Raw genomic sequence first — 20,315 nt, forward strand, 5'->3', positions numbered from 1 at the left:
CCGTGACCCGGGCCCGACCGTAGGGGCATGGCACTCCTCAGCCCGATCCTTGCTTCCACGCCGGCACCGCCCGCACGCACGGCCGCTCCCGGTCCCGTCCCCGCGAAGGTCACGCGCGACACGGCCGTCGACGGCGTGCGGGCGATCCTGCTGGGCGTCGTGGTGCTGCTGCACTCGCTCATGGTCGGGGTGAGCGTCGCCGCCGACGGATCCCCGATCCTGCGCAACGCCATGGAGGGCTGGGACGGGTTCGCCCCGCTCACCTGGATCCTGCAGATCATGCCGCTGTTCTTCGTGCTGGGCGGCTTCGCGTCCTACACGCAGTGGACACGGCAGCGGGCGAAGGGCGCCACCACCGGTGAATACGTGGCGGGGCGGATGCGCCGGCTCCTGCTGCCTGCGTCCGGCGCGATCGCGGCGACCGCCGTGGTGCTGGCCGGTCTCGCGATCGCCGGGGTTCCTGCCGACATCGTCGCGACGGCCGGCTTCCGGATCAGTCAGCCGCTGTGGTTCCTGGGCGTGTACCTCGGCTGCTCCGCACTCGTGCCGGTCATGGTGCGGCTGCACGAGCGGCACCGGATCCGCACCGTCGTCGCGCTCGCCACCGGGGTCGTCGCGATCGACATCCTGCGCGGTGCGACCGGCGTCACCGCGATCGGACTCGTGAACATGGTCTTCGTGTGGCTGCTGCTGCAGCAGCTCGGCTTCGCGGTGGCGGACGGATCCCTCGACCGGCTGCGCCGCGCACCGCTGCTCGCGATCGCCAGCTCGGCAGTCGTCGTGGCGGCCGTGCTGATCCTCACCGGCGCGGCCCCCGCCGACCTCATCACGGCGCTCAACCCGCCGATGGCGATCCTCGTGGTCGCCGGTGTCGCGCAGACCGCCCTGTTCCTCGCCCTGCGCCCCCGGCTGCGCACCTGGGCCGCGGGTCCGCGCACCGCATCCGCGGTGGGCTGGATCAACGCCAGGGCGATGACGATCTACTCCTGGCACATGCTCGTGGTGGTCGCGCTCGCCGGGGCTCTGCTGCTCTCGCCGCTCGCCCTGCCGGTGCCGCTCAGTGCCGAATGGTGGGCGAGCCGGCCGCTGTGGTTCGCGGCGGCACTGATCGCGGTGGCCCTCGTCGTCGTCCGTGCGGGCCGACGCGAGGCCGCGCGCGAGACCCGGACGATCTCGGTCGGCAGCGGTCGTGCGACGACGTCCGCCTCGCTGGGCGTGGCCGGTGTCGTCGTGATCCTCGTGGCCGGATCCGCTCCCTCCGCCTGGGTGATCGGCGTGGCCCTGGTACTCGCGGCGGTGCGGCTGGCCGGGGGCCGCGCTCGCGGATGACGAGCCAGCCGGCCGAGACGGTGTCGGACTCCGTACCCGATCGACGCGTGCACGAAATGTCGGATCCGTCGGACGCTACGCTTCCAGAGGGGAGGGCGGCGACGGAGGGCGGTGCGGAGGTGACGGTCGACAACGCCATGCTCGAACGCCGAGGCCCCTTCGAGGGCGGCGCGCTGTTCTCCGGCGCCGAGGGGCTCGTCGGACTCTCGGTGTCGTCCCGCATGTCGAGCCCGCGCCCGCATCACCATCGCACGCTCGTCGCCACGACCACCTTCGGCGAGATGTTCGCGACGCGCATCCGTTCCCGCCATCTGCACGCAGAGCGCACTCCCGATCGTCTCGATGACCCGTACTCCGGGTATGCCCAGCTCGGGTTCGTGCTGTCAGGCCGCATGCACATCGAGCAGTCCGGCCGGCACGGCACGATCGAACCGGGTGCGGCCAGCCTGCTGGTGGGCAGCCTCCCGTTCCGCACCCGGATCGATGACGAGGCCGAATCCATCCAGCTGTACCTCCCGCTGCGCCTGATGCTCGCGCACGGCTACGCGCCGGAGGCGTGGGCCGGTCGCTCCTGGGAGGTCACACCGTCGGCGTCGGTGCTCCGCGAGATCCTGCGCTCCGTGACGAGCGGGTCGCACCCGGTTCCGGCCGCCTCGGCCAGCCACGTCGGCCACGCCCTGCGGGAGTTCGCCCTCGCTGTGCTGCACGAGGCGGCCGATCGTGTGCATGCCGGCTATGACGCCAGGGCGATGTACCGGGAGCGTGCCCAGGCCGCGATCGCCGACCGCTTCGCGGATCCCTCCTTCGGCGTCGCCGCCCTCGCCGACGAGCTGCGGGTGAGCCCGCGCTACCTGCACACCCTGTTCCAAGGCGAGGATCTGAGCGCGGGGGCGCAGCTGCGGGCCACACGGATCCGGCACGCCGCGACCCTTCTCGCCGGGTCGCGCACGCGGGATCTGACGATCGCGGCCATCGCTCGGCTGAGTGGGTTCGGCGGCGACGATCAGTTCGCCCGTGCGTTCCGGCGTGCGCACGGCGTCACGCCGTCCGAGTACCGGGCGCGACACCGGCCCGCAACCCTCTGAACGTCCGACGTTTCACGCAGGCGCGGCGCCTCTCCTCTTTCGGGCCCGACCGTTATATCGGTACGGTTCGAGTGCCACAGCGTGGCCACCGGGAGTCTTGCTCGAGGAGTTGTGCTCAAAGGGGGGCGGATGGACGTCGAAGGATCGCGCGCGGAACGTGTACCGAGGAGGCGTCGCCTCCGGGCAGGCCTGAGCATCCAGTCGAAGCTGCTGATCATGCTGCTCGCGGTGAGCCTCGTCTCCGCGCTCATCATCGGCGCCATCGGGTTCCTGAACGGCCGCAGTTCGCTGCATGCGAGCTCGATCGACCAGCTCACGACGATCCGCGAGATGCGCACGCACGAGATGAAGGTCGCGCTCGAGGACGTCCAGCGCACCGCATCCCTGAACTCGCGCAACCTCAGTGCGCAGAACATGTCCAAGGCGATCAACGACGGCTTCGACCAGCTGCAGAGCAGCACGCTCGACCCGGCGCAGGATGCGGCGCTCGACGGCTACTACGCCGACACGTTCGTGCCGACCCTCGAGAAGAAGACGGGTGAGACGTACGGCAAGCAGGCCTTCGTTCCGGCGTCCCCTGCCGGCCAGTGGCTGCAGGCGCACTACACGGTGCGCAACACGACGCTCGACGATGCCGGCTACGACGCGAACCTGAAGAACGACGATGCCGGCGACGGGTCGGCGTACTCGGCCGCCGCGGTGCGCTACGGCGACTACTTCACCCGCCTCGTCCACCAGGCGGGCTACGAGGATGTGATGCTGCTCAACCTCACGGGTGATGTCGTATACACCGCGTACAAGGGCCCGGAGCTCGGCACCAATCTCGAGACCGGGCCGTTCCGCGACTCCAAGCTCGCCGACGCCTATCGCGAGGCTGTGGCCACCAACTCCGTCGACACGGTCGTGATGACGGACTTCGAGCGCTGGGTGCCCTCGCTCGGAGTGCCCTCGATGTGGATCGTGTCCCCCGTCGGCAACGACACCGGCATCACCGGAGTGATGGCGCTGCAGGTGCCGTTGAGCTTCGTGAACGACGTCATGACCGGCAGCAACGGGTGGAAGGACCAGGGGCTCGGCACGACGGGAGAGGTGTACCTCGTGGGACGGGACGGGCTGATGCGCAGCACGTCGCGCGAGGTCGTCGAGCATCCGAAGCAGTACGCGCAGCGCGTGATCGACCACGGCACCCCGCCGTCGGCGGCGAAGCGCGCGGTCGCGGTCAAGGGCACCGTGCTGATCCAGCCGATCACGGGGGACGCGGTGACCAGGGCGCAGAGCGGCAAGAGCGGCACGCTGGAGGGATCCGACTACGTCAGCGCCTCGAGCGTCGTCAGCTACGGACCGCTCGACGTGGAGGGTCTGGACTGGGTCGTCGTCGCGCGCATCGATTCGAGCGAGGCGTTCGCGCCGGTGGACGACTTCACGCGGATCGTGCTGATCTCGCTGCTCGGCATCATGCTCGCGGTCGCCCTGCTCTCGCTGGTGCTCGCGCAGGTGTTCACGAGGCCGATCAACCGCCTGGTCACGGCCGTGCACCAGGTCGCCGAGGGCGATCTCGATGTGCAGGTGCCGGCCGGATCCCGTGACGAGTTCGGCGATCTCGGCAGTGCGTTCAACGACATGGCGTCGAGCCTGCGGATCAAGCAGCAGCTCATCGACGACCAGCGCGCCGAGAACGAGAAGCTCATGCACACGCTCATGCCGCAGAGCGTCGCGGAGAAGTACAAGCAGGGGGAGGAGGCGATCACCGAGGCGCACGACAACGTGTCGGTCGTGTTCGCCGAGCTGATCGGACTCGACGAGCACAGCCGCGCGCTCAGCGCCGAAGAGGAGATCGCGCAGCTGAACGTGCTCATGCGCGGCTTCGACGAAGCGGCCGAGCGGGCCGGCGTCGAGAAGGTGCGCACGCTGCACGGCGGCTACCTGGCCTCGTCGGGACTCATCGTGCCGCGCGTCGACAACGTGCGCCGCGCGGTCGAGTTCGCCCGCAGCCTGCGCGAGGTGCTGGAGAGGTTCAACGCCCAGTACGGCACGTCGATCGGGCTCCGCGCCGGCGTCGACACCGGATCCGTGACGAGCGGCCTGGTCGCTCGCACAAGCCTCGCCTACGACCTCTGGGGCGATGCGGTGAACCTCGCGTACCGGGTGCGCTCGGTCAGCGGCGACCCCGGCATCTACGTCAGCCAGCAGGTGCGCGACCGCACCGCCGAGCTGGTGGAGTACATCGAGGCGGGCACCGTCGAGGTGCGCGGCAAGGCCGAGACCGTGTGGAAGGTGGCCTGACGTGGGCGCCGTGTTCCAGCAGAGCTGGACCTGGTGGCTGATCGCGCTCGCGGTCGGCGTGCCCGTGCTGCTGGTGGGGCTGACCGAGCTGCTCGGAGCCCTGCGCCGTCGCGGCAACCCGATGGCCAAGCCGATCGCGCTGCTGCGCAATGCCGTGGTCCCCGCGGGCGCGCTGTTCGCGCTGCTCGTCTTCGCGATCGGGCAGAAGGACGACGGTTACGTCTGGGTGCGCGTCGTCGCGACGATCTTCGGTTTCCTGCTGATCCTGCTCGTGCTCTCGGCCTTCAACGTGGTCCTGTTCGCGAACGCCGAAGAGGGATCCTGGCGCCATCGGGTGCCGTCGATCTTCGTCGAGATCGCGCGGCTCGTGCTGGTCGTGGTCGGCCTCGCGATGCTGTTCTCCTGGGTGTGGGATGCCGACGTGGGCGGGCTGTTCACCGCGCTCGGCGTCACCTCGATCGTCATCGGCCTGGCGCTGCAGAACGCGGCGGGCGGCGTCGTCTCCGGACTGCTGCTGCTGTTCGAGCAGCCGTTCAAGATCGGCGACTGGCTCGACACCGGCGGGGTGAAGGGGCGCGTCGTCGAGGTGAACTGGCGCGCGGTGCACATCGACACCGGATCCGGGATCCAGATCGTGCCCAACTCGACGCTCTCCGGTGCCTCGTTCACGAACATGAGCGAACCGGCCGGGCCGTACTACGCGACCGCGTCGATGGCGTTCAGCACGGACGATCCGCCTCAGGAGGTGATGGCGCTGCTGGTGCAGCTGGCCGACGGCCTGCCGATGCGGTGGCGCGACGAGCGGGCCACTGCGGAGTACAGCGGCTCCGCGAAGTACGCCGTGTCGATCCCGATCTCGGCACCGGCCGAGGCCTCCGGTGCGCTCTCCCTCTACCTCTCGTGGCTCTGGTACGCGGCGCGGCGGCGCGGGTTCGCCCTCGACGGCGACGCCACCGACCCGATCGCCGAGCCGGCGATGCTCGACGCGGCGATCGAGGAGGCCGTTCCCGTGCTGCACCTCGATGACGCGGGGCGGGAGCTGGTGCGCGCGGGCGCGACTCTGCAGCGGTACGGTGTGGGCGAGGTCGTACTGCCCGCCGGCATCGTGCCGAACGAGGTGCGCCTGATCGTGTCCGGCCGCGTCGTGATGCAGTTCGAGTCAGGGGACGCGCGGATCCCCGTGGGCGATGCCGGCCCGCGCGAGCTGATCGGTCAGACGGCCCTGACCCGTGAGCGCACCACGGTGACGATCTCGGCGGTCGAGGTCCTGACGGTGCTGCGGATCCCCCTGGCCGTGATCGATGAGCTGATCCGCACGCATCCGCGGCTGGCGGCCGAGATCGGCGAGTCTCTCGAGCTCAAGCGCGCGGCGGCCGCCGACGCGATCGCCGCCCTCGGCCTGGCCCGGGGGGAGATCCGGCCGCGCTGAGGCCGGCCGTCAGGCGCCTCTTCCGTGGCGAGGAGTGCGGTCTGGCAGGGGGTACCGCCGTCAGTCGGGGTCCTGCTCGGTGGCGGGCGGGGTTCCGTCGGCGGATGCCTGCGCCGCACGCCGCCACCGCAGCCGCGTGACGAGCACCCCGAGCAGGCAGAGCGCGCCGCCGACGAACATGAGCGGTGTCGGCACCTCGCCGAGGATCAGCCACGACAGCAGGATCGCGATCGCCGGCACCACATAGGTGGTCGCGGAGGTCTGCCCCGCGGTGCTGCGCTGCAGCACGTACGCCCAGGTGGTGAAGGCGATCGCGGTTGGGAAGATGCCGAGGTAGACCACCCACAGGGTCGCGTCGAGCGGGGCGGTCTGCAGCGCCCCGACGAGGCTGCCCGTCCACGGCAGCAGTGCGATCGTGCCGGCCGCCGCGCCCAGCCAGGTGAGCGTGGTCGCGTCGGCGCCGGCGCTCAGCAGGTGCTTCTGCAGCAGCGTGCACCCGGCGTACATGACCGCGGCGAGCAGTGCGAGCAGGAGCCCGGCGATGTCGAGGACGCCGCTCTTCGCCCCGGAGTTCAGGCCGATGAGCACCACGCCCGCGAAGGCGATCGGCGCTCCGATCAGCAACGGCTTCGGGAAGCCTTCGCGCAGGAACAGCCCGCTGAAGACGACCACCATGAGCGGCGCCAGGTTGACCACCATCGCGGCGGTGCCGGCGTCGAGGGTGTGCTCGGCGGCGTTGAGCGCCAGGTTGTAGACGCAGAACCAGCCCACGCCCCACACGGCGACGAGCAGCCAGAGCCGTCGTGACGGCAGGCGGATCCCGCGCCTCAGCGCGATGACGGTGAGGGCCATGGTGCCGACCGCCATGCGCAGCAGTGCCAGCGCGCCGGGATCGAAATGCGGACCGGCGCCGCGGATGCCGATGAACGCCGAGGCCCAGAGCACGACCGTCACCAACGCCGCCGTGAGGACCAAGGTGCCGTTGCGCCGTGGAGCGGGCGTGCTCGTGCCCTCGCCCTGCGCGGGGCCCCGCATCCGTTCCGGGGTGGTCTCGGTCATGCTTCGATCGTCGCAGAGACCTCCGACATCGGTCGAGCACGGCGGCCGCCATCGGCCACCGAGATCCCGCCAGGCGCCCCGGCGGAGGACCGCACGCGGTCGTGGCGTGGCGCCCGCACCCCGTCAGATCGAGTTGCGGCGGGCCTGGATGGGCTCGCCTGCGGTGCCGTCCGCATATGCGGCGGTGATCATCGGATTCCCGATCCCCAGATCGAGCGCGCCCGCGCCGACCGTGATCGATGCGCGGCCGGATCCGTCGAACGTCACGGATCCGGCCGGTGCGCCGCCGTACGTCACGGAGGCGGTCGAGCGGGGCTGCCCGGACAGGCTCAGCGTGTAGCTGCTGAGGATCCGGATCCCGAGCAGGCCGACGGTCTGATTCGGGGTGATCCCCGTGAAGGCGAGGGGCGCGGGAGCGGCCGCGGCCTGCGGTGGCGCGGGTGCCGGCGCCGGTGCGGGCGCCGGGGTGCCGGGCGCGTCGGGAGCGGGGATGCTCTGCGGCGGGAGCGACCCGGGGTCACCGTCCGGGGCGGGCGCATCGGGTGCGGGCGCGACGACGGTCTCGACGGGAGGCGGGGTCGTCGAGGGAGGCGCCGCGGGGGAGGTCGGTCCGGCGGGCGTCGGGGACCCGCCGCCCTCGAAACCGCCTTGAGTGCGCGGATCAGGATCCCCGGGTGCGGAGATGTCCTGGCCACCGGCCGCGGCATCGCCCGGCGTGCGCGGGAGCCAGAGGCCGGCCGCACCGAGGCCGAGGCACAGCACCACGGCGGCGCCGGACACCCACAGTGCGACCCGACGCCGCGACGCTGCGTTCCCGGGCGCGGCCTTCCCTGGCACTGCCGGTTCGATCGGCGCGGCGACGGGCAGAGCCAGGGTGTCGGCGAGCGTCGCCCCGGCAGGGGCGAGAGGCGCCGCGAGAGGCGCGGCGAGCTGAGGTCCCCGCAGCGACGCCGCCTCCTGCGACTCGCGGAGCAGGCGCGCCTCACGACGCGTGGCTGCCGCGGGTGACGCGTGCGGGCCCGCGGAGGGCTGATCCGTCGGCTCTGTCATCGTGGTGGTCTCCGTCGGGGCACGGCGCCGGCCCCGCGTCCTTCACGTTACCGGCAGCCGCAGAGTTTCTCCTCGGCCGTCGTCGTGCAGGCGCCTCTCCGAGCGGTGCCGGTCGTCGCCGGATCCGGCCGCGCGCCACTGCCCCGCGGCCGGTCGGCGCCCTCCGATAGACTGGCTCCGCCCGATCGGGCCAGCTCATCAGCCGGTGCAAACCCGGCGAAAAGCACGGCGGCCACCGGCCGCACCCAAGGGGGATGCACCCATGCCAGGAATCGTGATCGTCGGCGTCCAGTGGGGCGACGAGGGCAAGGGCAAGGCCACGGATCTGCTCGGCGAGCGCACGGACTGGGTGGTCAAGTTCAACGGCGGCAACAACGCCGGGCACACCGTCGTCGTCGGCGACGAGAAGTACGCCCTGCACCTGCTGCCCTCCGGCATCCTCTCGGCCGGCGTCACCCCCGTGATCGGCAACGGCGTCGTGATCGATCTTGAGGTGCTGTTCCACGAGCTCGAGGCCCTCGGATCCCGCGGCATCGACACGTCGCGTCTCAAGGTGAGCGCCAACGCGCACATCATCACCCAGTACCACCGCACGCTCGACAAGGTCACCGAGCGCTTCCTCGGCAAGCGCATGATCGGCACCACCGGCCGCGGCATCGGACCGGCCTACGCCGACAAGATCAACCGCGTGGGCATCCGCGTGCAGGACCTGTTCGACGAGAACATCCTGCGCCAGAAGGTCGAGGGCGCGCTCGACCAGAAGAACCACCTCCTCGTGAAGGTCTTCAACCGTCGCGCCATCACGTGCGACGAGATCGTCGAGGACCTGCTCTCCTACGCCGAGCGGCTGCGACCGATGGTCGCCGACACCGGCCACCTGCTCGACGACGCGCTGCAGCGCGGCGAGGTCGTCGTGTTCGAGGGCGGCCAGGCCACCATGCTCGACGTCGACCACGGCACCTACCCCTTCGTGACGTCCTCCTCGGCGACCGCCGGAGGCGCGGCGACCGGATCCGGCGTCGGCCCCGGCCGTCTGGATCGCATCGTCGGCATCGTGAAGGCGTACACGACGCGGGTCGGATCCGGTCCGTTCCCCACCGAGCTCTTCGACGAGAAGGGCGACTGGCTGCGCGCGCGCGGCTTCGAGTTCGGCACCACCACGGGGCGTCCGCGCCGGGTGGGCTGGTACGACGCCCCGATCACGCGGTACGCGACCCGTGTGAACGGCATCACCGACCTCGTGCTCACCAAGCTCGACATCCTCGACGGGCTCGACCAGATCCCGGTGTGCGTCGCCTACGACGTCGATGGCGTGCGCTTCGACGACGTGCCGGTGAACCAGAGCGACTTCCACCACGCGAAGCCGATCCTGGAGTACTTCCCGGGTTGGCAGGAGGACATCTCCTCCGCGCGCCGGTTCGAGGACCTGCCGAAGAACGCGCAGGACTACGTGCTGGCGCTGGAGAAGATGAGCGGCACCCGCATCTCGGTGATCGGTGTCGGGCCGGAGCGCGACCAGGTCATCGTCCGGCACGATCTCGTCGACTGACGTGACCCGGTTCTGGGTCGGCGGCTACGGCGTCGACATGGAGGGGCCGGCCGACGGCATCGGCGTGCTGGCTGTCGATGAGGGACACGGTCCGACGACTCTCGCCTACCGCGGTGCGGTCGCGCCCGCGCCGTCACCGTCGTGGCTGGCGCAGCACCCGACGCTCGACGTCGTCTATGCGGCGCTCGAGGGATCCGGCGAGGTCGCCGCGTTCGCGCGCACCGGCGAGAACGCCCTGCGGCCGCTCGGGCGGCCTGTCGCTGCGGGGCAGTACGTGTGTCACCTCGCCGTCGCCCCGGACGGTCGGTTCCTCGTCGCGAGCTGCTACGGCGACGGCCGCGTGGTGCGGATCGGGCTGGACGCGGCCGGCAGGCTCGTGCCGGATGCGCGCGACAAGGCGGCCGAGCTGCGGGCGGCCCTGTTCGGCGAGGGCTCGGACGAAGCCGGCGACAGCGGCGACGGCGACGATCGGGCCGAATGGCGGGAGCTGCGCCGTTCGGCTGGAGAAAAGTCCGGATCCGCCCAGCCGAATGGCGATTCTCCCGCCAAACGGTTGGGAGCGGGTGCCGGGGCCGCGACCGACCCGTACGCCTCGGATCCGAACCGCCTGGATCCGAACGGCGATCCCCGGGTCTCGCACGCGCACGCCGCCGCCTTCCTGCCCGACGGGCGGATCGCCACGACCGACCTCGGTTACGACCTCGTGCGGATCTGGCGTCCTGCGGCGTCGGGACTGACGCTCGACCATGAGGTCGTGCTGCCGCGGGGATCCGGGCCGCGGCACATGGTCGTGCATCCCAGCGGGCACCTGCACGTGGTCACCGAGTACTCGTGTGAGCTGTTCACGCTGGCCGCCGATCGCGAGGGGCACTGGAGGCTGATCTCCGGCACCCCGGTGTCGGCGATCGTGACGCCCGGGCACGACTACCCGGCCGAGCTCAGCCGCTCCCGCGACGGCGAGACGCTCTACGCTGGAGTGCGCGGCAGCAACACGATCGCCGCGCTGCGCGTGCGCGGATCCGGCGAGCGGGTCGAACCCCTCGCGCTCGCCGACGCAGGCGTGGACTGGCCGCGCCACCACCTCGTGCACGACGGGGCGCTGCTCGTCGCGGGCCAGCGCTCAGATGAGATCAGCGTGCTCGACCTCGACGAGCGCACCGGCGCCCCCGGCCGCGTGCGCCACCGCACCCCCGCCCCCACGCCGACGCACCTGCTGCTCGCGCGCTGACGCGGCACCTCGCGCGAACCAGCGACTACCCCGCAGAGCTCGTGCCGCGCATCTACCGCCGCGAATGAGCGCGACACGCGATACTGAGGACGTGGCGGCACCCAAGAAGCATCACTTCGTTCCGCAGATGCTGCTCCGCAACTTTGCATCCTCCGACGGACGCCTCCGCGTGTTCGCCATTGACCGCGAAGCCACCTACACGTCGAGAACGCTGGGGCTCGGGCAGGTAAAGGGCGGTCACAACCGCGTCCGTCCGGATGGGACCGTGGACCGCGATTTCCTGGAGCAATGGATGTCGAGTCTCGAAGGAGCGGCCGCAGGCGATATCGCGAGGCTAACGGCCTCGAAAGAGCTAACGGTCCATGTCAAGGACTATCCGTCGCTTCCATGGCTCGCGAGCCTGCAGTACAACAGAAGCCGCGCGGTCATGGGGTACTTGAAATCCAGACTTGAAGCGGAGTCGATGACGGGATCCGCTCTCGAAGTACAAACCGCCATCCTTGACGTCACGGCCCGAAATGTACTCGGTGCCTGGGAGTCATCGAAGGACGAGCACGCGAGACCGAAAGATCAATGGGACTCGATGGTCTCCGTCTTGATCCATCTCAGGTGGGATGTGCTTCGCTACGAGAAGCCCTGCCTCGTGGTATCAGACGGGTTTGCGGCCCAGTACGGGGTCGCGCCCGAGTACGAGGCGGCCTACGACAGAACCGCCAAGAACTGGGCGAAGCACGGAATTGGAGTGCCGCAGCATCAGGCGATGTCGTTCACTATTCCGCTCACGACACAGGTAGCGCTTCACCTTCATCGTGGTGACGCGCGCAAGTATCTGTCCGCTCAGCAGGTGAATCAGCGCACTATCTACGCCGCGCGTTCCTTCGTCGCGTTGCCGAGCGACTGGACTCTTCCTGATGACGCACTCGGCGACATCGATGGGTGGATCGATACGCAGCGCTTCGTGCGATCCATGATCGCGAAGAACGCCTAGTTCGAACCCTCAACCGTGCGAAGAACGATCCAGGGCGCTGCCGAGCAGCACGTTCCGCGGAGCGCTGAGGGTCAATCCACGAGCTTGCGTCTCCTAGCGAAGCGCATCCTCGTACGCGGCAAGCCAAACGCCACAGGTGATGCGTCGGGCGTGAGCGGCGAAGGCAAGCTTCGCAAACCATCCGCCCAGAATGACGCCACCGATGGCAAAGACCCATGCGATCGCGACTCCAAAATCCGACGATGAAGCGATCGAACTAACGAGAATCGCCATCGCGGCGAGGAGGACCGCAACCACCGCCGAAGGAGTCTCTGCGCCGTTCATGCTGTGCGCTCGGAGGGTGCCAAGGACTGCGAGACGCACATTCGGAGATTCCTTGGTGCCCTCAACAAACGCAGCAACACGGTCGACATTCAACATCTCGTGGGGGTCGCGAGGGAGGTACTGCTTTGCCTCCTCGAGCACCCGATGGTTTACAAAGGGCACCGCGGTCGAGACCAACGGTGAGCGAGATTTCGACATGCCGCAATCATCCGCGGGTCCACCGACATCGGCGATCCATAACCGGCGTGCCACTGCCGACGGGCTCTCACGCGAAAGAGGGGCGATCCGATCCGGGTAATGCGCAAGTCAGGCCCGTCGCGGGCGGTGTGGATTGATCCGACAGCGCCTCGGCAGCGGCGTAGAAGTCGTGTGTCACCGGCGAAGTCCCCCGAACGGTCGTCGGGCTCAGCCTAGAGCACCGGGTGCTCACACCTTCCGCGCTCACGACCAGCGCCGGTCGCAGCAGGTGCTCCAACACGTAGTCGGCGTCGCGCCCCATGCCCATCAGCGTGGGCGACGCGATCGAGTACTGGAACGTCAGCCCCGGCACCGTCGTCGACAGCCCGCGTTCATGCCGGATCCCAGGGCGACTCAGTACTTCCACTCCCAGCCGGTAGGGGCGCCGGCCATGGCGAAGACGAGGGCCCCGGTGGTTGACGTGACATCGAGCACGATCCATCCAGACACGCTCTGTCCGGGTCCGATCTGCGACGGGAGCAGCTCCCCCTGGTCCAGGCATGAGTAGGCATTGCCTTGGGGATCGTTCAACCTCTTCCCTTCGGCGTCGTACGCCTGCCATTCGAACGGTGTGAAGGAGAGGGAGGGGTAGGGATCCTGCGCGAGCTCCGGCGTCGTCTCGACGTTGAGATGGATGCCCACGTAGTGCCCGTTCTTGGGCGCACTCTGGAACCCGCTGGTGCACGGGATGTCCATGGTGATGTCGGTCACCGTGAAGCGCGAGGTCACGGCGTTGGTGGCGCTCGACGTCGTTCCAGCGATCTGACCGATCTCTTTCACGAGGTTGCCGCGGGAGCTCTTCGCGCTCGCGCCGAACTCCGAGCCCGCGCTGGCGGAGGGTGCCGGGGAAGCAGGAGTGGCGACCACGGACGACGACCCAGGCGTCTTGCCGGAGTCGGCGGGCCTCTGGGCCGAGCAGGCCGTGAGTGCGAGGGCCGCTGCGATGGATACCGCGGCGATAAGAGGGAACCTGTTCATGTCGTGCTCCGTTCGGGGAGAAGAGAACAGACAGGCGGGTGACTCCCCAGCGGATCCCCGCCTGTCGGAGCAGCACTCAGATGCTGCCGAGTATGAGGATGCCGCCGGGCGCGTCAACGCTTTTGACCGGCATCGATAAGGGGGGTTATCAGCACAAAGGGCGAAATGTCGGGGATCCTCGGTACATTGACGGCATGACCACACGTGCACCGCTCCTCATCGACCTCGCCGGGGTAGCCCGGCTGGCCGATGTGCGGCGCCCGGTGGCGTCGATGTGGCGTGCTCGCTTCTCAGCATCGGCCGACGCCTTCCCTCCCATGGTCGCGGAGAAGGGCGGCCGCGCCGTGTTCGATGCGATCGAAGTCGCCCGTTGGCTCGAGCGCACGAGTCACGGCAACAATCCCGATGCGGTCGCCGATTCGGCAGCCGCGGCGGCACCGGCCGACTTCGACATCGCCGATGCGACGCACCTGGGCGTGGTCGACGCGCTGCTCGCTCTGCGCGCGCTCTCTGGCGAGCCTGTCGGCGCGAGCACACGCGCAGAACTGCGCGCCCGCGCCTCCGCATTCGACGCCGACGACGCCTGCCTGCTCAGCGAGCTGTCCGAGAGCCGTCCGGCGTGGGCGGAGTGGGCGGACCTCCTGTCCGACGCGGCCTTTTCACCGCTCGCTGCTTCCCGGCTGCTTGAAGGGCGTCACGTCGCTGTGCGTGCCGCGGACGGGTCGGCCGGCGCGTTCACTGCCGAGGCGGAGGATCTCTTCGTCGCGCTGGCGCACGCGCTCGCCGCCGAGGGCGAAAGCGAACTGGTCCTGAATGCCGGTGTGGCCCCGGGGCTCGCCGCGCGGATGGCGCACGTCCGCGACGACCTGGAGCTCGGCGTCGCGCCGGGTTCCGAGCGCCGCGATATCCGGCGCCGTCTGCTGTGCGAGGGGATCACGCTCCGCCCTGTCGTGAGCGAGCGCCCCGCGGCCCGCCTGTTCGTCGGACGGCTGCCCGCGGTCGGCGCCCGCTCGACGTCAGAGATGCTGCAGGCGCTCGACGAGGTCGCGCTGGGGATGCAGGACCACGACAGGGCGCTGGTGATCGCTCCCGCTGCGGCACTGACCGATGCGGTGCCGAGTTCCGTCGCGGGCGTGCGCGCGGACGTCCTGCGGTCAGGGCTCGTTCGTGCCATCGTGAAACTTCCTGTCGGGCTGGTGACGTCGTCGCCGCGCGAGCAGCTCGCCGTCTGGGTGCTCGGGCGCGAAGCAGCGGATCTGCCCCTCGCCGATCGATACACGGCGGTCGCGGATCTGCCCCTCGCCGATCGATACACGGCGGTCGCGGATCTCAGCGGCGCGGCGCTCACCACAGCCGCGCGCGCCGACATGGTCAGCGACGTGCGGGCGGCGATGGGACGTCTGCAGGAGGTGAGGGCCCACTCCTTCCGCTTCACGCGCATGGCGCGGACCAGTTCGCTGATCGCGGCGAATGGCACGCTCGTGCAGCGGCCGATCGCGGCACGCGTTGGCGAGCCCGCCCCGCACGACCTGCCCGCGCTCCTGGATGTGGCCCGGGAACGGCTTGGAGAGGATGCGCACGCGTCCTCTCCGACCGTGGCCTCCCCGCCCTCGCCGATCGTGCCTGCGGCGACCATCGGGGCACTCATTGCGGAGCGTCACCTGCGCGTGCGCCCCGGCACTCGGGTGGAGGCCGAAGAGCTCGGTGATTCCGGTCTTGTCGTCGTCGGCGCTGGCGATCTCGATGACGTCGCTTCGATCGGAACCAAGCACGTGGATCCGCTGGCGTTCGCGGCGGCGCACCCGTCGGCGCAGCTCACCCTGGCGGGGGACGTCGTCTTCCGCACCGCGCCGACTCCGCGCGCGTGGGTGGACCCGGAGGGATCCAAGGTCGTTGCCTATCCGGCGCGCGTCCTGCGCATCGACTCCGCCGATCCGGGCGGACTCGTCCCCGAGCTCGTGGCCGCCGACATCGAACGCGCGAGCGGCGGTGCCGGATCCTGGCGGCGCTGGCTGCTGCGTCGCGTGTCGCCTCAGGCGCGCGCGGGGCTGCGAACGGCGCTCGCCGACATCGCCGCTCAGCGCGATGCGCTGGCGCGCCGCATCGAAGCTCTCGACGCCTATGCCGAACTGCTCGCGGCCGGAGTCGCCTCCGGCCGGGTCTCACTCGCCGATGATGCCGCGGACTCGGCATCCGAAACGCAATGAAGGGAATCATGCCTCGTACGAAGAAAGCCGCTCCTCAGGCGCCTTCGACCATGAAGGAGCTCAAGGACACGCTCTGGAAAGCGGCGGACAAGCTGCGCGGATCCATGGATGCGTCCCAGTACAAGGACGTGATCCTCGGGTTGGTGTTCCTCAAATACGTGTCGGATGCCTTCGACGAGCGCCGGACCCAGATCCGCACCGAGCTGCACGCCGACGGCTATGACGACGACCAGGTCGCCGCGCTCATCGACGACACCGACGAGTACACCGGCAGGGGGGTGTTCTGGGTGCCGGCTCGCGCGCGGTGGAGCTTTCTGGCAGAGAACGCGAAGGGTCTGGATCCGGCGCTCGGCGAGGGCATCAAGGCGATCGGTGCGCTGATCGATGAGGCCATGGAAGACCTCATGCAGGCGAACCCGCAACTGTCCGGCACTCTTCCGCGCATCTTCAACCGCGACAACGTCGATCAGCGCCGCCTCGGTGAGCTGATCGACCTGTTCAACTCGGCACGGTTCGCCGCACAGGGGCAGTCGGGTTCGAGCGGCCGCCGCGCGCGGGATCTGCTGGGCGAGGTGTACGAGTACTTCCTCGAGAAGTTCGCCGCAGCCGAAGGCAAACGGGGCGGCGAGTTCTTCACGCCGCCGAGTGTGGTGCGGGTGCTCGTCGAGATGCTGCAGCCGACGCGGGGGCGCGTGTACGACCCGGCGTGCGGATCCGGCGGCATGTTCGTGCAGGCGGAGAAGTTCATCGATGCCCATCACGGCGAGGGATCCGACATCTCCGTCTATGGGCAGGAGCTTAACGAGCGCACCTGGCGCCTGGCGAAGATGAACCTCGCGATCCACGGCCTGAACGGCAACCTCGGGCCGCGCTGGGGAGACACCTTCGCCCGCGATCTGCACCCCGAGATGCAGGCCGACTTCGTGATGTCGAACCCGCCGTTCAACATCAAGGACTGGGCGCGCAACGAGGACGACCCGCGGTGGAAGTACGGGGTGCCGCCGGCGGGCAACGCGAACTACGCGTGGATCCAGCACATCCTGTCGAAGCTCGCGCTCAGCGGGCAGGCCGGCGTCGTCATGGCGAACGGGTCGATGTCGTCGAACTCGGGCGGTGAGGGGCAGATCCGCGCCGAGATCGTCGAGGCGGATCTGGTGTCGTGCATGGTCGCGCTGCCGACCCAGCTATTCCGGTCGACGGGGATCCCGGTGTGCGTGTGGTTCTTCGCGAAGAACAAGGGTGAGCGCGCCGGACAGGTGCTGTTCATCGACGCCCGCAACCTCGGCCACATGGTCGACCGCGCCGAGCGCGCCCTGTCGGACGAGGACATCGCCAAGATCGCCGGCACCTTCCACGCGTGGATGGGCCGGCCGGTCGTAGAGCGAACGCTCCGACCGGTCGTTGAGCGAGCGCAGCGAGACGAAACGTCGCACGCCTACGCCGACATCCCCGGCTTCTGCCACTCCGCCACTCTCGCCGAGATCAAGGCCGCCGACTATGCGCTGACCCCGGGCCGCTACGTCGGCGCCGCGGAAGTCGAGGACGACGGCGAGCCGATCGAGCAGAAGCTCGCTCGCCTGCGCGCCGAGCTCGAGACGCAGTTCGCCGAGTCCGCGCGGCTTGCGGACGTCGTACGTGAACAGCTGGGGAGGGTGTCATGACGATCTCGGCATTGTCAGACGCCGGAGTCGCCGTCCTCGACTGCGAGCACAAGACTCCCTCGGCGCAGGAGCGGGGGCACCCTTACATCGCCATCCCGGACATTCAAGACGGACGCGTCGTCCTGGCAACGACTCGCCGCATTTCTGGTGACGATTTGGCCGAATGGACTCGCCGCACTGTGCCGCGTGCGGGCGACATCGTGGTTACGAGGCGGGGCCGGGTTGGGGACTCAGCTCCCATCCCGGACGTCCAGTGCGCCATAGGCCAAAACCTCGTCCTGCTGAGGTCGGACGGTCGGAATGTCGACCAGGACTACCTCCGATGGGCAGTGCGTAGCCCTGAGTGGTGGGGCGAAGTCGAGCGCCTGAGAAACGTCGGCGCCGTCTTCAGCAGCCTCAACGTAAAGGACATCGCGCGGATTCGGTTGTCATTCCCACCTCTCCCCGAGCAGCAGGCGATCGCCGAGGTGCTGGGCGCACTCGACGACAAGATCGCCGCGAACACTACCGTCGCCAAGGCCAGCGATGCCCTGATGCGGGCCGAGTACGAGGCGTGGCCCGACATCGTTCTCACGACCGTAGGGAAAGTTGCTGGTTCGCCGCGCGTAGCTACCGATCCGGGAGCGGTCGAACCGACTACCCCCTACGTCGGGCTTGAGCACATAGAGAAGCGCACCATGTGGCTCACTGACTTCGGCTCGGCGAGGGACGTCACGAGCGGCAAGTCCAGTTTCGAAAGTGCCGACGTCTTGTTCGGAAAGCTTCGGCCGTACTTCCACAAGGTCGTGTCCGCTCCGATGAACGGAATCTGCTCGACTGATGTGCTCGTCGTGCGCGCCCTCGACCCGGCAATGGCATCCGTGATGCTTGCAGCGGTTGCGAGCGATCGAGTCGTGCAGGCAGTGGTGGCTGCCAGTGAGGGAACGCGAATGCCGCGAACGAGCTGGAAGGACCTTGCCGCAACCGAGATTCCGTGGCCATCCGGGCCGTCGGCGAAAGAGCTGGCAGGTCGACTTGATGGGATTCGCGATGCCGCTCTCGCCGCCCTGGTCGAGAACCGCACTCTCGCGGCAACGCGCGACGCGCTCCTCCCGCAGCTGATGTCGGGCAAGCTGCGCGTGCGCGACGCCGAGAAGATCGTCGAGGCTTCGACATGAACGCCGTCGGGCAGCTCGCCACATCATGGTGGGGACCGCAGAGCGCGGCGATTGTCGTGATCCTTCTCACCGTCGTGATCTGGGCGATCAAGACGATCCCGGGGTGGCTTGTCAATCGATCAGGCAGGCTCCCGGGATCGCCCGCCACCGCGCGCTATTGGCGCGCGCGACTGACTGAGGCGCTTGCGCAGCTGAAGGACGTGCCAGAGGGGCCAGAACGATCGCAGTTCGCTGCCCGGGTCACCGAGGCCCGGATCATGGTCGAAGCTCACGAGGCGAGTCGGCGAATGGGGCGCGGTAGTCAAGCCTTCTACTGGATCTTGTTCGGAGTGTTCGCGGGTGGGGCAGTGCTTTTCAATGTGATCGGCACGCAAGCTCACGCCGGATCCGCCAATCTCGTCGCCTTGGGCTTTGTGGTCGCGATGTTGGTGGCCGAGGTGCTCGCTCTCAACACGGGCCTCGCCGTGGACGAGCGGTTCAACGCGCTCGTCGCCGCAGGGCGATTCGGGCACAACGACCAAGTCCGCGCCAATCCTTGGTGGTTGACTCGCACCTACGACGAATGGAAGTCGCGCCTCGACCTGCGCAAGACGAAGCGTGCTCGGGTCGCGCACGACAAGATGCACCTCCGCCGTCGCATCCGCTGGCGCCGTGCACTCTACGGCCTCACCGCGTGGCCACGCGCGATCGAGATCAATAGCGACATCTGGGCCGACGGCGAACCCGAAAATCTGGCAGACCCATCCATCTGAAACTGGCCGAGCACACGAACAAACTGACTTCCGGGGGGAATCATGAACCACGACCATGTACTGACAATGACGAACGCGACGCTGCGGATACGGACAGAGGACGTCGCCGTCCAGTTCGTCAAGGACTGGACCGTCTGGGGATGGCTCATCGCGGTGGCGATCGGTGTCGCTGCGGTGCTTATCGCCCTCGCCGCGCCCTTCGTGGCCGCGTATGCCAACGAAGCGCGACACGGCATGGTTATCTGGATCCTGCTCGTCCTCGCGACGTTCGGCGCCGCGGGGGTGCTGCTGATCTTGCCCGGCACGATGATGCGCCACGTCTATACCCACCCGGTCGTGTGGTGGGTCGTGATCCCGTGGGTCGCGGTCGCCCTCTTCTTCGTGTGGTGGGGTGCCGTGCAACTGGGTGGCTCTCCCGTGTCCTGGGCAGGTTATGTGCCGGCGATCCTCATCGGCGCAGGTGTGCTCGTGGGGGCGGGATATGACGCCCTGAATCGGTTCGCGTCCTGGATCCCCGCGACGGTCGGCGCCGTCGTTCTCGCATTCGTTCTCGGCGGACTCTTCTTGTACCTGAAGGCGCGCGAATGAGGTGCCAGGTCGGCGGGATCGCAGGACGAACGGAAGCGGAGGCTCGAATGAACATCTGGCGCAGGTCTTCCTCTGCATTGTCCAGAATGTTACGATCTAGGTAACACATGGAGCTGGAGTACGCGACGCGAGAGCTCGAGAAGACGTGCACGGACGAACGCGCCATGCAGAAGAAGCTCGGCGCCCAGGTCACGAAGGCCCTGAAGCTGCGGATCGCTGAACTGAGGCGCGCCGTGCAGATGGACGACCTGTTGCTGGGTACAGGCCGCTGGGAGCAGATGACGGGGGACCGGACAGGGGAGTGGTCGGCGCGTTTGACCGCGAACTGGCGTCTCATCGTTACTCCGGTGGATCGCGAGATCGTGACGGTTCTCGTGCTCAAAATCGAGGACTATCACCGACGCTGAAGGG

At 68.9% G+C, this 20,315-nt stretch carries 17 protein-coding genes; 13 read left to right on the top strand and 4 right to left on the bottom strand.

Annotated elements, in window-relative coordinates; all coding sequences use genetic code 11:
• Positions 1-27: 27 nt before the first annotated feature.
• From AC1DCT_RS11625 to AC1DCT_RS11640, 4 genes are all read left to right on the top strand, one after another.
• The gene (locus tag AC1DCT_RS11625; RefSeq protein WP_477429303.1) at positions 28-1,329 is read left to right on the top strand and encodes an acyltransferase family protein; all 1,302 of its coding nucleotides are present in this window, start codon (positions 28-30) and stop codon (positions 1,327-1,329) included.
• A 119-nt stretch (positions 1,330-1,448) separates the two neighbouring features.
• Positions 1,449-2,414, top strand: a complete 966-nt coding sequence (locus tag AC1DCT_RS11630; RefSeq protein WP_477429305.1) for an AraC family transcriptional regulator — start codon at positions 1,449-1,451, stop codon at positions 2,412-2,414.
• 129 nt (positions 2,415-2,543) lie between these two features.
• Complete coding sequence (locus tag AC1DCT_RS11635) at positions 2,544-4,697, top strand: adenylate/guanylate cyclase domain-containing protein (protein ID WP_477429307.1); 2,154 nt, start codon at positions 2,544-2,546, stop codon at positions 4,695-4,697.
• A gap of 1 nt (position 4,698) precedes the next feature.
• On the top strand, positions 4,699-6,126 hold the full coding sequence (locus AC1DCT_RS11640; RefSeq protein WP_477229928.1) for a mechanosensitive ion channel domain-containing protein: 1,428 nt from the start codon (positions 4,699-4,701) through the stop codon (positions 6,124-6,126).
• 60 nt (positions 6,127-6,186) lie between these two features.
• Here the strand turns inward: AC1DCT_RS11640 and AC1DCT_RS11645 are convergent, their stop codons facing one another.
• Together AC1DCT_RS11645 and AC1DCT_RS11650 are read right to left on the bottom strand one after the other, a co-directional pair.
• On the bottom strand, positions 6,187-7,185 hold the full coding sequence (locus AC1DCT_RS11645) for a DMT family transporter (RefSeq protein ID WP_477429309.1): 999 nt from the start codon (positions 7,183-7,185) through the stop codon (positions 6,187-6,189).
• A 123-nt stretch (positions 7,186-7,308) separates the two neighbouring features.
• Positions 7,309-8,235, bottom strand: coding sequence for a hypothetical protein (locus AC1DCT_RS11650; protein WP_477429311.1), 927 nt, complete (start codon positions 8,233-8,235; stop codon positions 7,309-7,311).
• 262 nt (positions 8,236-8,497) lie between these two features.
• Between AC1DCT_RS11650 and AC1DCT_RS11655 the strand changes: the two genes are divergently transcribed.
• From AC1DCT_RS11655 to AC1DCT_RS11665, 3 genes are all read left to right on the top strand, one after another.
• Positions 8,498-9,784, top strand: a complete 1,287-nt coding sequence (locus AC1DCT_RS11655) for an adenylosuccinate synthase (RefSeq protein WP_477429312.1) — start codon at positions 8,498-8,500, stop codon at positions 9,782-9,784.
• 1 nt (position 9,785) lies between these two features.
• Positions 9,786-11,012 carry a lactonase family protein gene (locus AC1DCT_RS11660; protein ID WP_477429314.1) on the top strand — a complete coding sequence of 409 codons (1,227 nt, stop codon included), beginning with the start codon at positions 9,786-9,788 and terminating at the stop codon, positions 11,010-11,012.
• Between the two features lie 91 nt (positions 11,013-11,103).
• A complete protein-coding gene (locus tag AC1DCT_RS11665) occupies positions 11,104-12,000 on the top strand; it encodes a DUF4238 domain-containing protein (RefSeq protein ID WP_477429316.1) in 897 nt (298 codons plus the stop codon).
• Between the two features lie 93 nt (positions 12,001-12,093).
• On the opposite strand, the gene AC1DCT_RS11670 is transcribed toward AC1DCT_RS11665, so the two are convergent.
• Together AC1DCT_RS11670 and AC1DCT_RS11675 are read right to left on the bottom strand one after the other, a co-directional pair.
• Positions 12,094-12,522: a hypothetical protein gene (locus AC1DCT_RS11670; protein ID WP_477429318.1), complete on the bottom strand. Its 429-nt coding sequence runs from the start codon at positions 12,520-12,522 to the stop codon at positions 12,094-12,096.
• A gap of 393 nt (positions 12,523-12,915) precedes the next feature.
• Positions 12,916-13,539, bottom strand: a complete 624-nt coding sequence (locus tag AC1DCT_RS11675) for a DUF4352 domain-containing protein (RefSeq protein ID WP_477429320.1) — start codon at positions 13,537-13,539, stop codon at positions 12,916-12,918.
• Between the two features lie 194 nt (positions 13,540-13,733).
• Here AC1DCT_RS11675 and AC1DCT_RS11680 point away from each other — a divergent pair, with 194 nt between their 5' ends.
• The 6 genes from AC1DCT_RS11680 (at position 13,734) to AC1DCT_RS11705 (ending at position 20,311) form a co-directional block, all read left to right on the top strand.
• Entirely contained in the window at positions 13,734-15,746 is a 2,013-nt protein-coding gene (locus tag AC1DCT_RS11680; RefSeq protein ID WP_477429321.1) for a hypothetical protein, read from the top strand.
• An 8-nt stretch (positions 15,747-15,754) separates the two neighbouring features.
• On the top strand, positions 15,755-17,407 hold the full coding sequence (locus AC1DCT_RS11685; protein WP_477429323.1) for a class I SAM-dependent DNA methyltransferase: 1,653 nt from the start codon (positions 15,755-15,757) through the stop codon (positions 17,405-17,407).
• Positions 17,404-18,564 (top strand): restriction endonuclease subunit S, encoded by a 1,161-nt coding sequence (locus AC1DCT_RS11690; RefSeq protein ID WP_477429324.1) that lies wholly within the window; start codon positions 17,404-17,406, stop codon positions 18,562-18,564. The genes AC1DCT_RS11685 and AC1DCT_RS11690 overlap by 4 nt, the downstream gene beginning before the upstream one ends.
• Complete coding sequence (locus AC1DCT_RS11695; RefSeq protein WP_477429326.1) at positions 18,561-19,316, top strand: hypothetical protein; 756 nt, start codon at positions 18,561-18,563, stop codon at positions 19,314-19,316. Before AC1DCT_RS11690 ends, AC1DCT_RS11695 begins: the two co-directional genes overlap by 4 nt.
• 66 nt (positions 19,317-19,382) lie before the next feature.
• Entirely contained in the window at positions 19,383-19,904 is a 522-nt protein-coding gene (locus AC1DCT_RS11700; RefSeq protein WP_477429328.1) for a hypothetical protein, read from the top strand.
• 164 nt (positions 19,905-20,068) lie between these two features.
• Positions 20,069-20,311: a type II toxin-antitoxin system RelE/ParE family toxin gene (locus tag AC1DCT_RS11705; protein WP_477429330.1), complete on the top strand. Its 243-nt coding sequence runs from the start codon at positions 20,069-20,071 to the stop codon at positions 20,309-20,311.
• Positions 20,312-20,315 lie beyond the last annotated feature (4 nt).

It is taken from the genome of Microbacterium sp. 10L49 (genome assembly GCF_056395125.1).

What these genes read in the sequence shown, in the direction of transcription:
- AC1DCT_RS11645 (WP_477429309.1), bottom strand. Translation starts at nt 7,185, where the DNA reads ATGACCGAGACCACCCCGGAACGGATGCGGGGCCCCGCGCAGGGCGAG.
- AC1DCT_RS11705 (WP_477429330.1), top strand. Translation starts at nt 20,069, where the DNA reads ATGCAGAAGAAGCTCGGCGCCCAGGTCACGAAGGCCCTGAAGCTGCGG.
- AC1DCT_RS11670 (WP_477429318.1), bottom strand. Translation starts at nt 12,522, where the DNA reads ATGTCGAAATCTCGCTCACCGTTGGTCTCGACCGCGGTGCCCTTTGTA.
- AC1DCT_RS11655 (WP_477429312.1), top strand. Translation starts at nt 8,498, where the DNA reads ATGCCAGGAATCGTGATCGTCGGCGTCCAGTGGGGCGACGAGGGCAAG.
- AC1DCT_RS11700 (WP_477429328.1), top strand. Translation starts at nt 19,383, where the DNA reads ATGACGAACGCGACGCTGCGGATACGGACAGAGGACGTCGCCGTCCAG.
- AC1DCT_RS11675 (WP_477429320.1), bottom strand. Translation starts at nt 13,539, where the DNA reads ATGAACAGGTTCCCTCTTATCGCCGCGGTATCCATCGCAGCGGCCCTC.
- AC1DCT_RS11690 (WP_477429324.1), top strand. Translation starts at nt 17,404, where the DNA reads ATGACGATCTCGGCATTGTCAGACGCCGGAGTCGCCGTCCTCGACTGC.
- AC1DCT_RS11695 (WP_477429326.1), top strand. Translation starts at nt 18,561, where the DNA reads ATGAACGCCGTCGGGCAGCTCGCCACATCATGGTGGGGACCGCAGAGC.
- AC1DCT_RS11680 (WP_477429321.1), top strand. Translation starts at nt 13,734, where the DNA reads ATGACCACACGTGCACCGCTCCTCATCGACCTCGCCGGGGTAGCCCGG.
- AC1DCT_RS11685 (WP_477429323.1), top strand. Translation starts at nt 15,755, where the DNA reads ATGCCTCGTACGAAGAAAGCCGCTCCTCAGGCGCCTTCGACCATGAAG.
- AC1DCT_RS11635 (WP_477429307.1), top strand. Translation starts at nt 2,544, where the DNA reads ATGGACGTCGAAGGATCGCGCGCGGAACGTGTACCGAGGAGGCGTCGC.
- AC1DCT_RS11625 (WP_477429303.1), top strand. Translation starts at nt 28, where the DNA reads ATGGCACTCCTCAGCCCGATCCTTGCTTCCACGCCGGCACCGCCCGCA.
- AC1DCT_RS11650 (WP_477429311.1), bottom strand. Translation starts at nt 8,235, where the DNA reads ATGACAGAGCCGACGGATCAGCCCTCCGCGGGCCCGCACGCGTCACCC.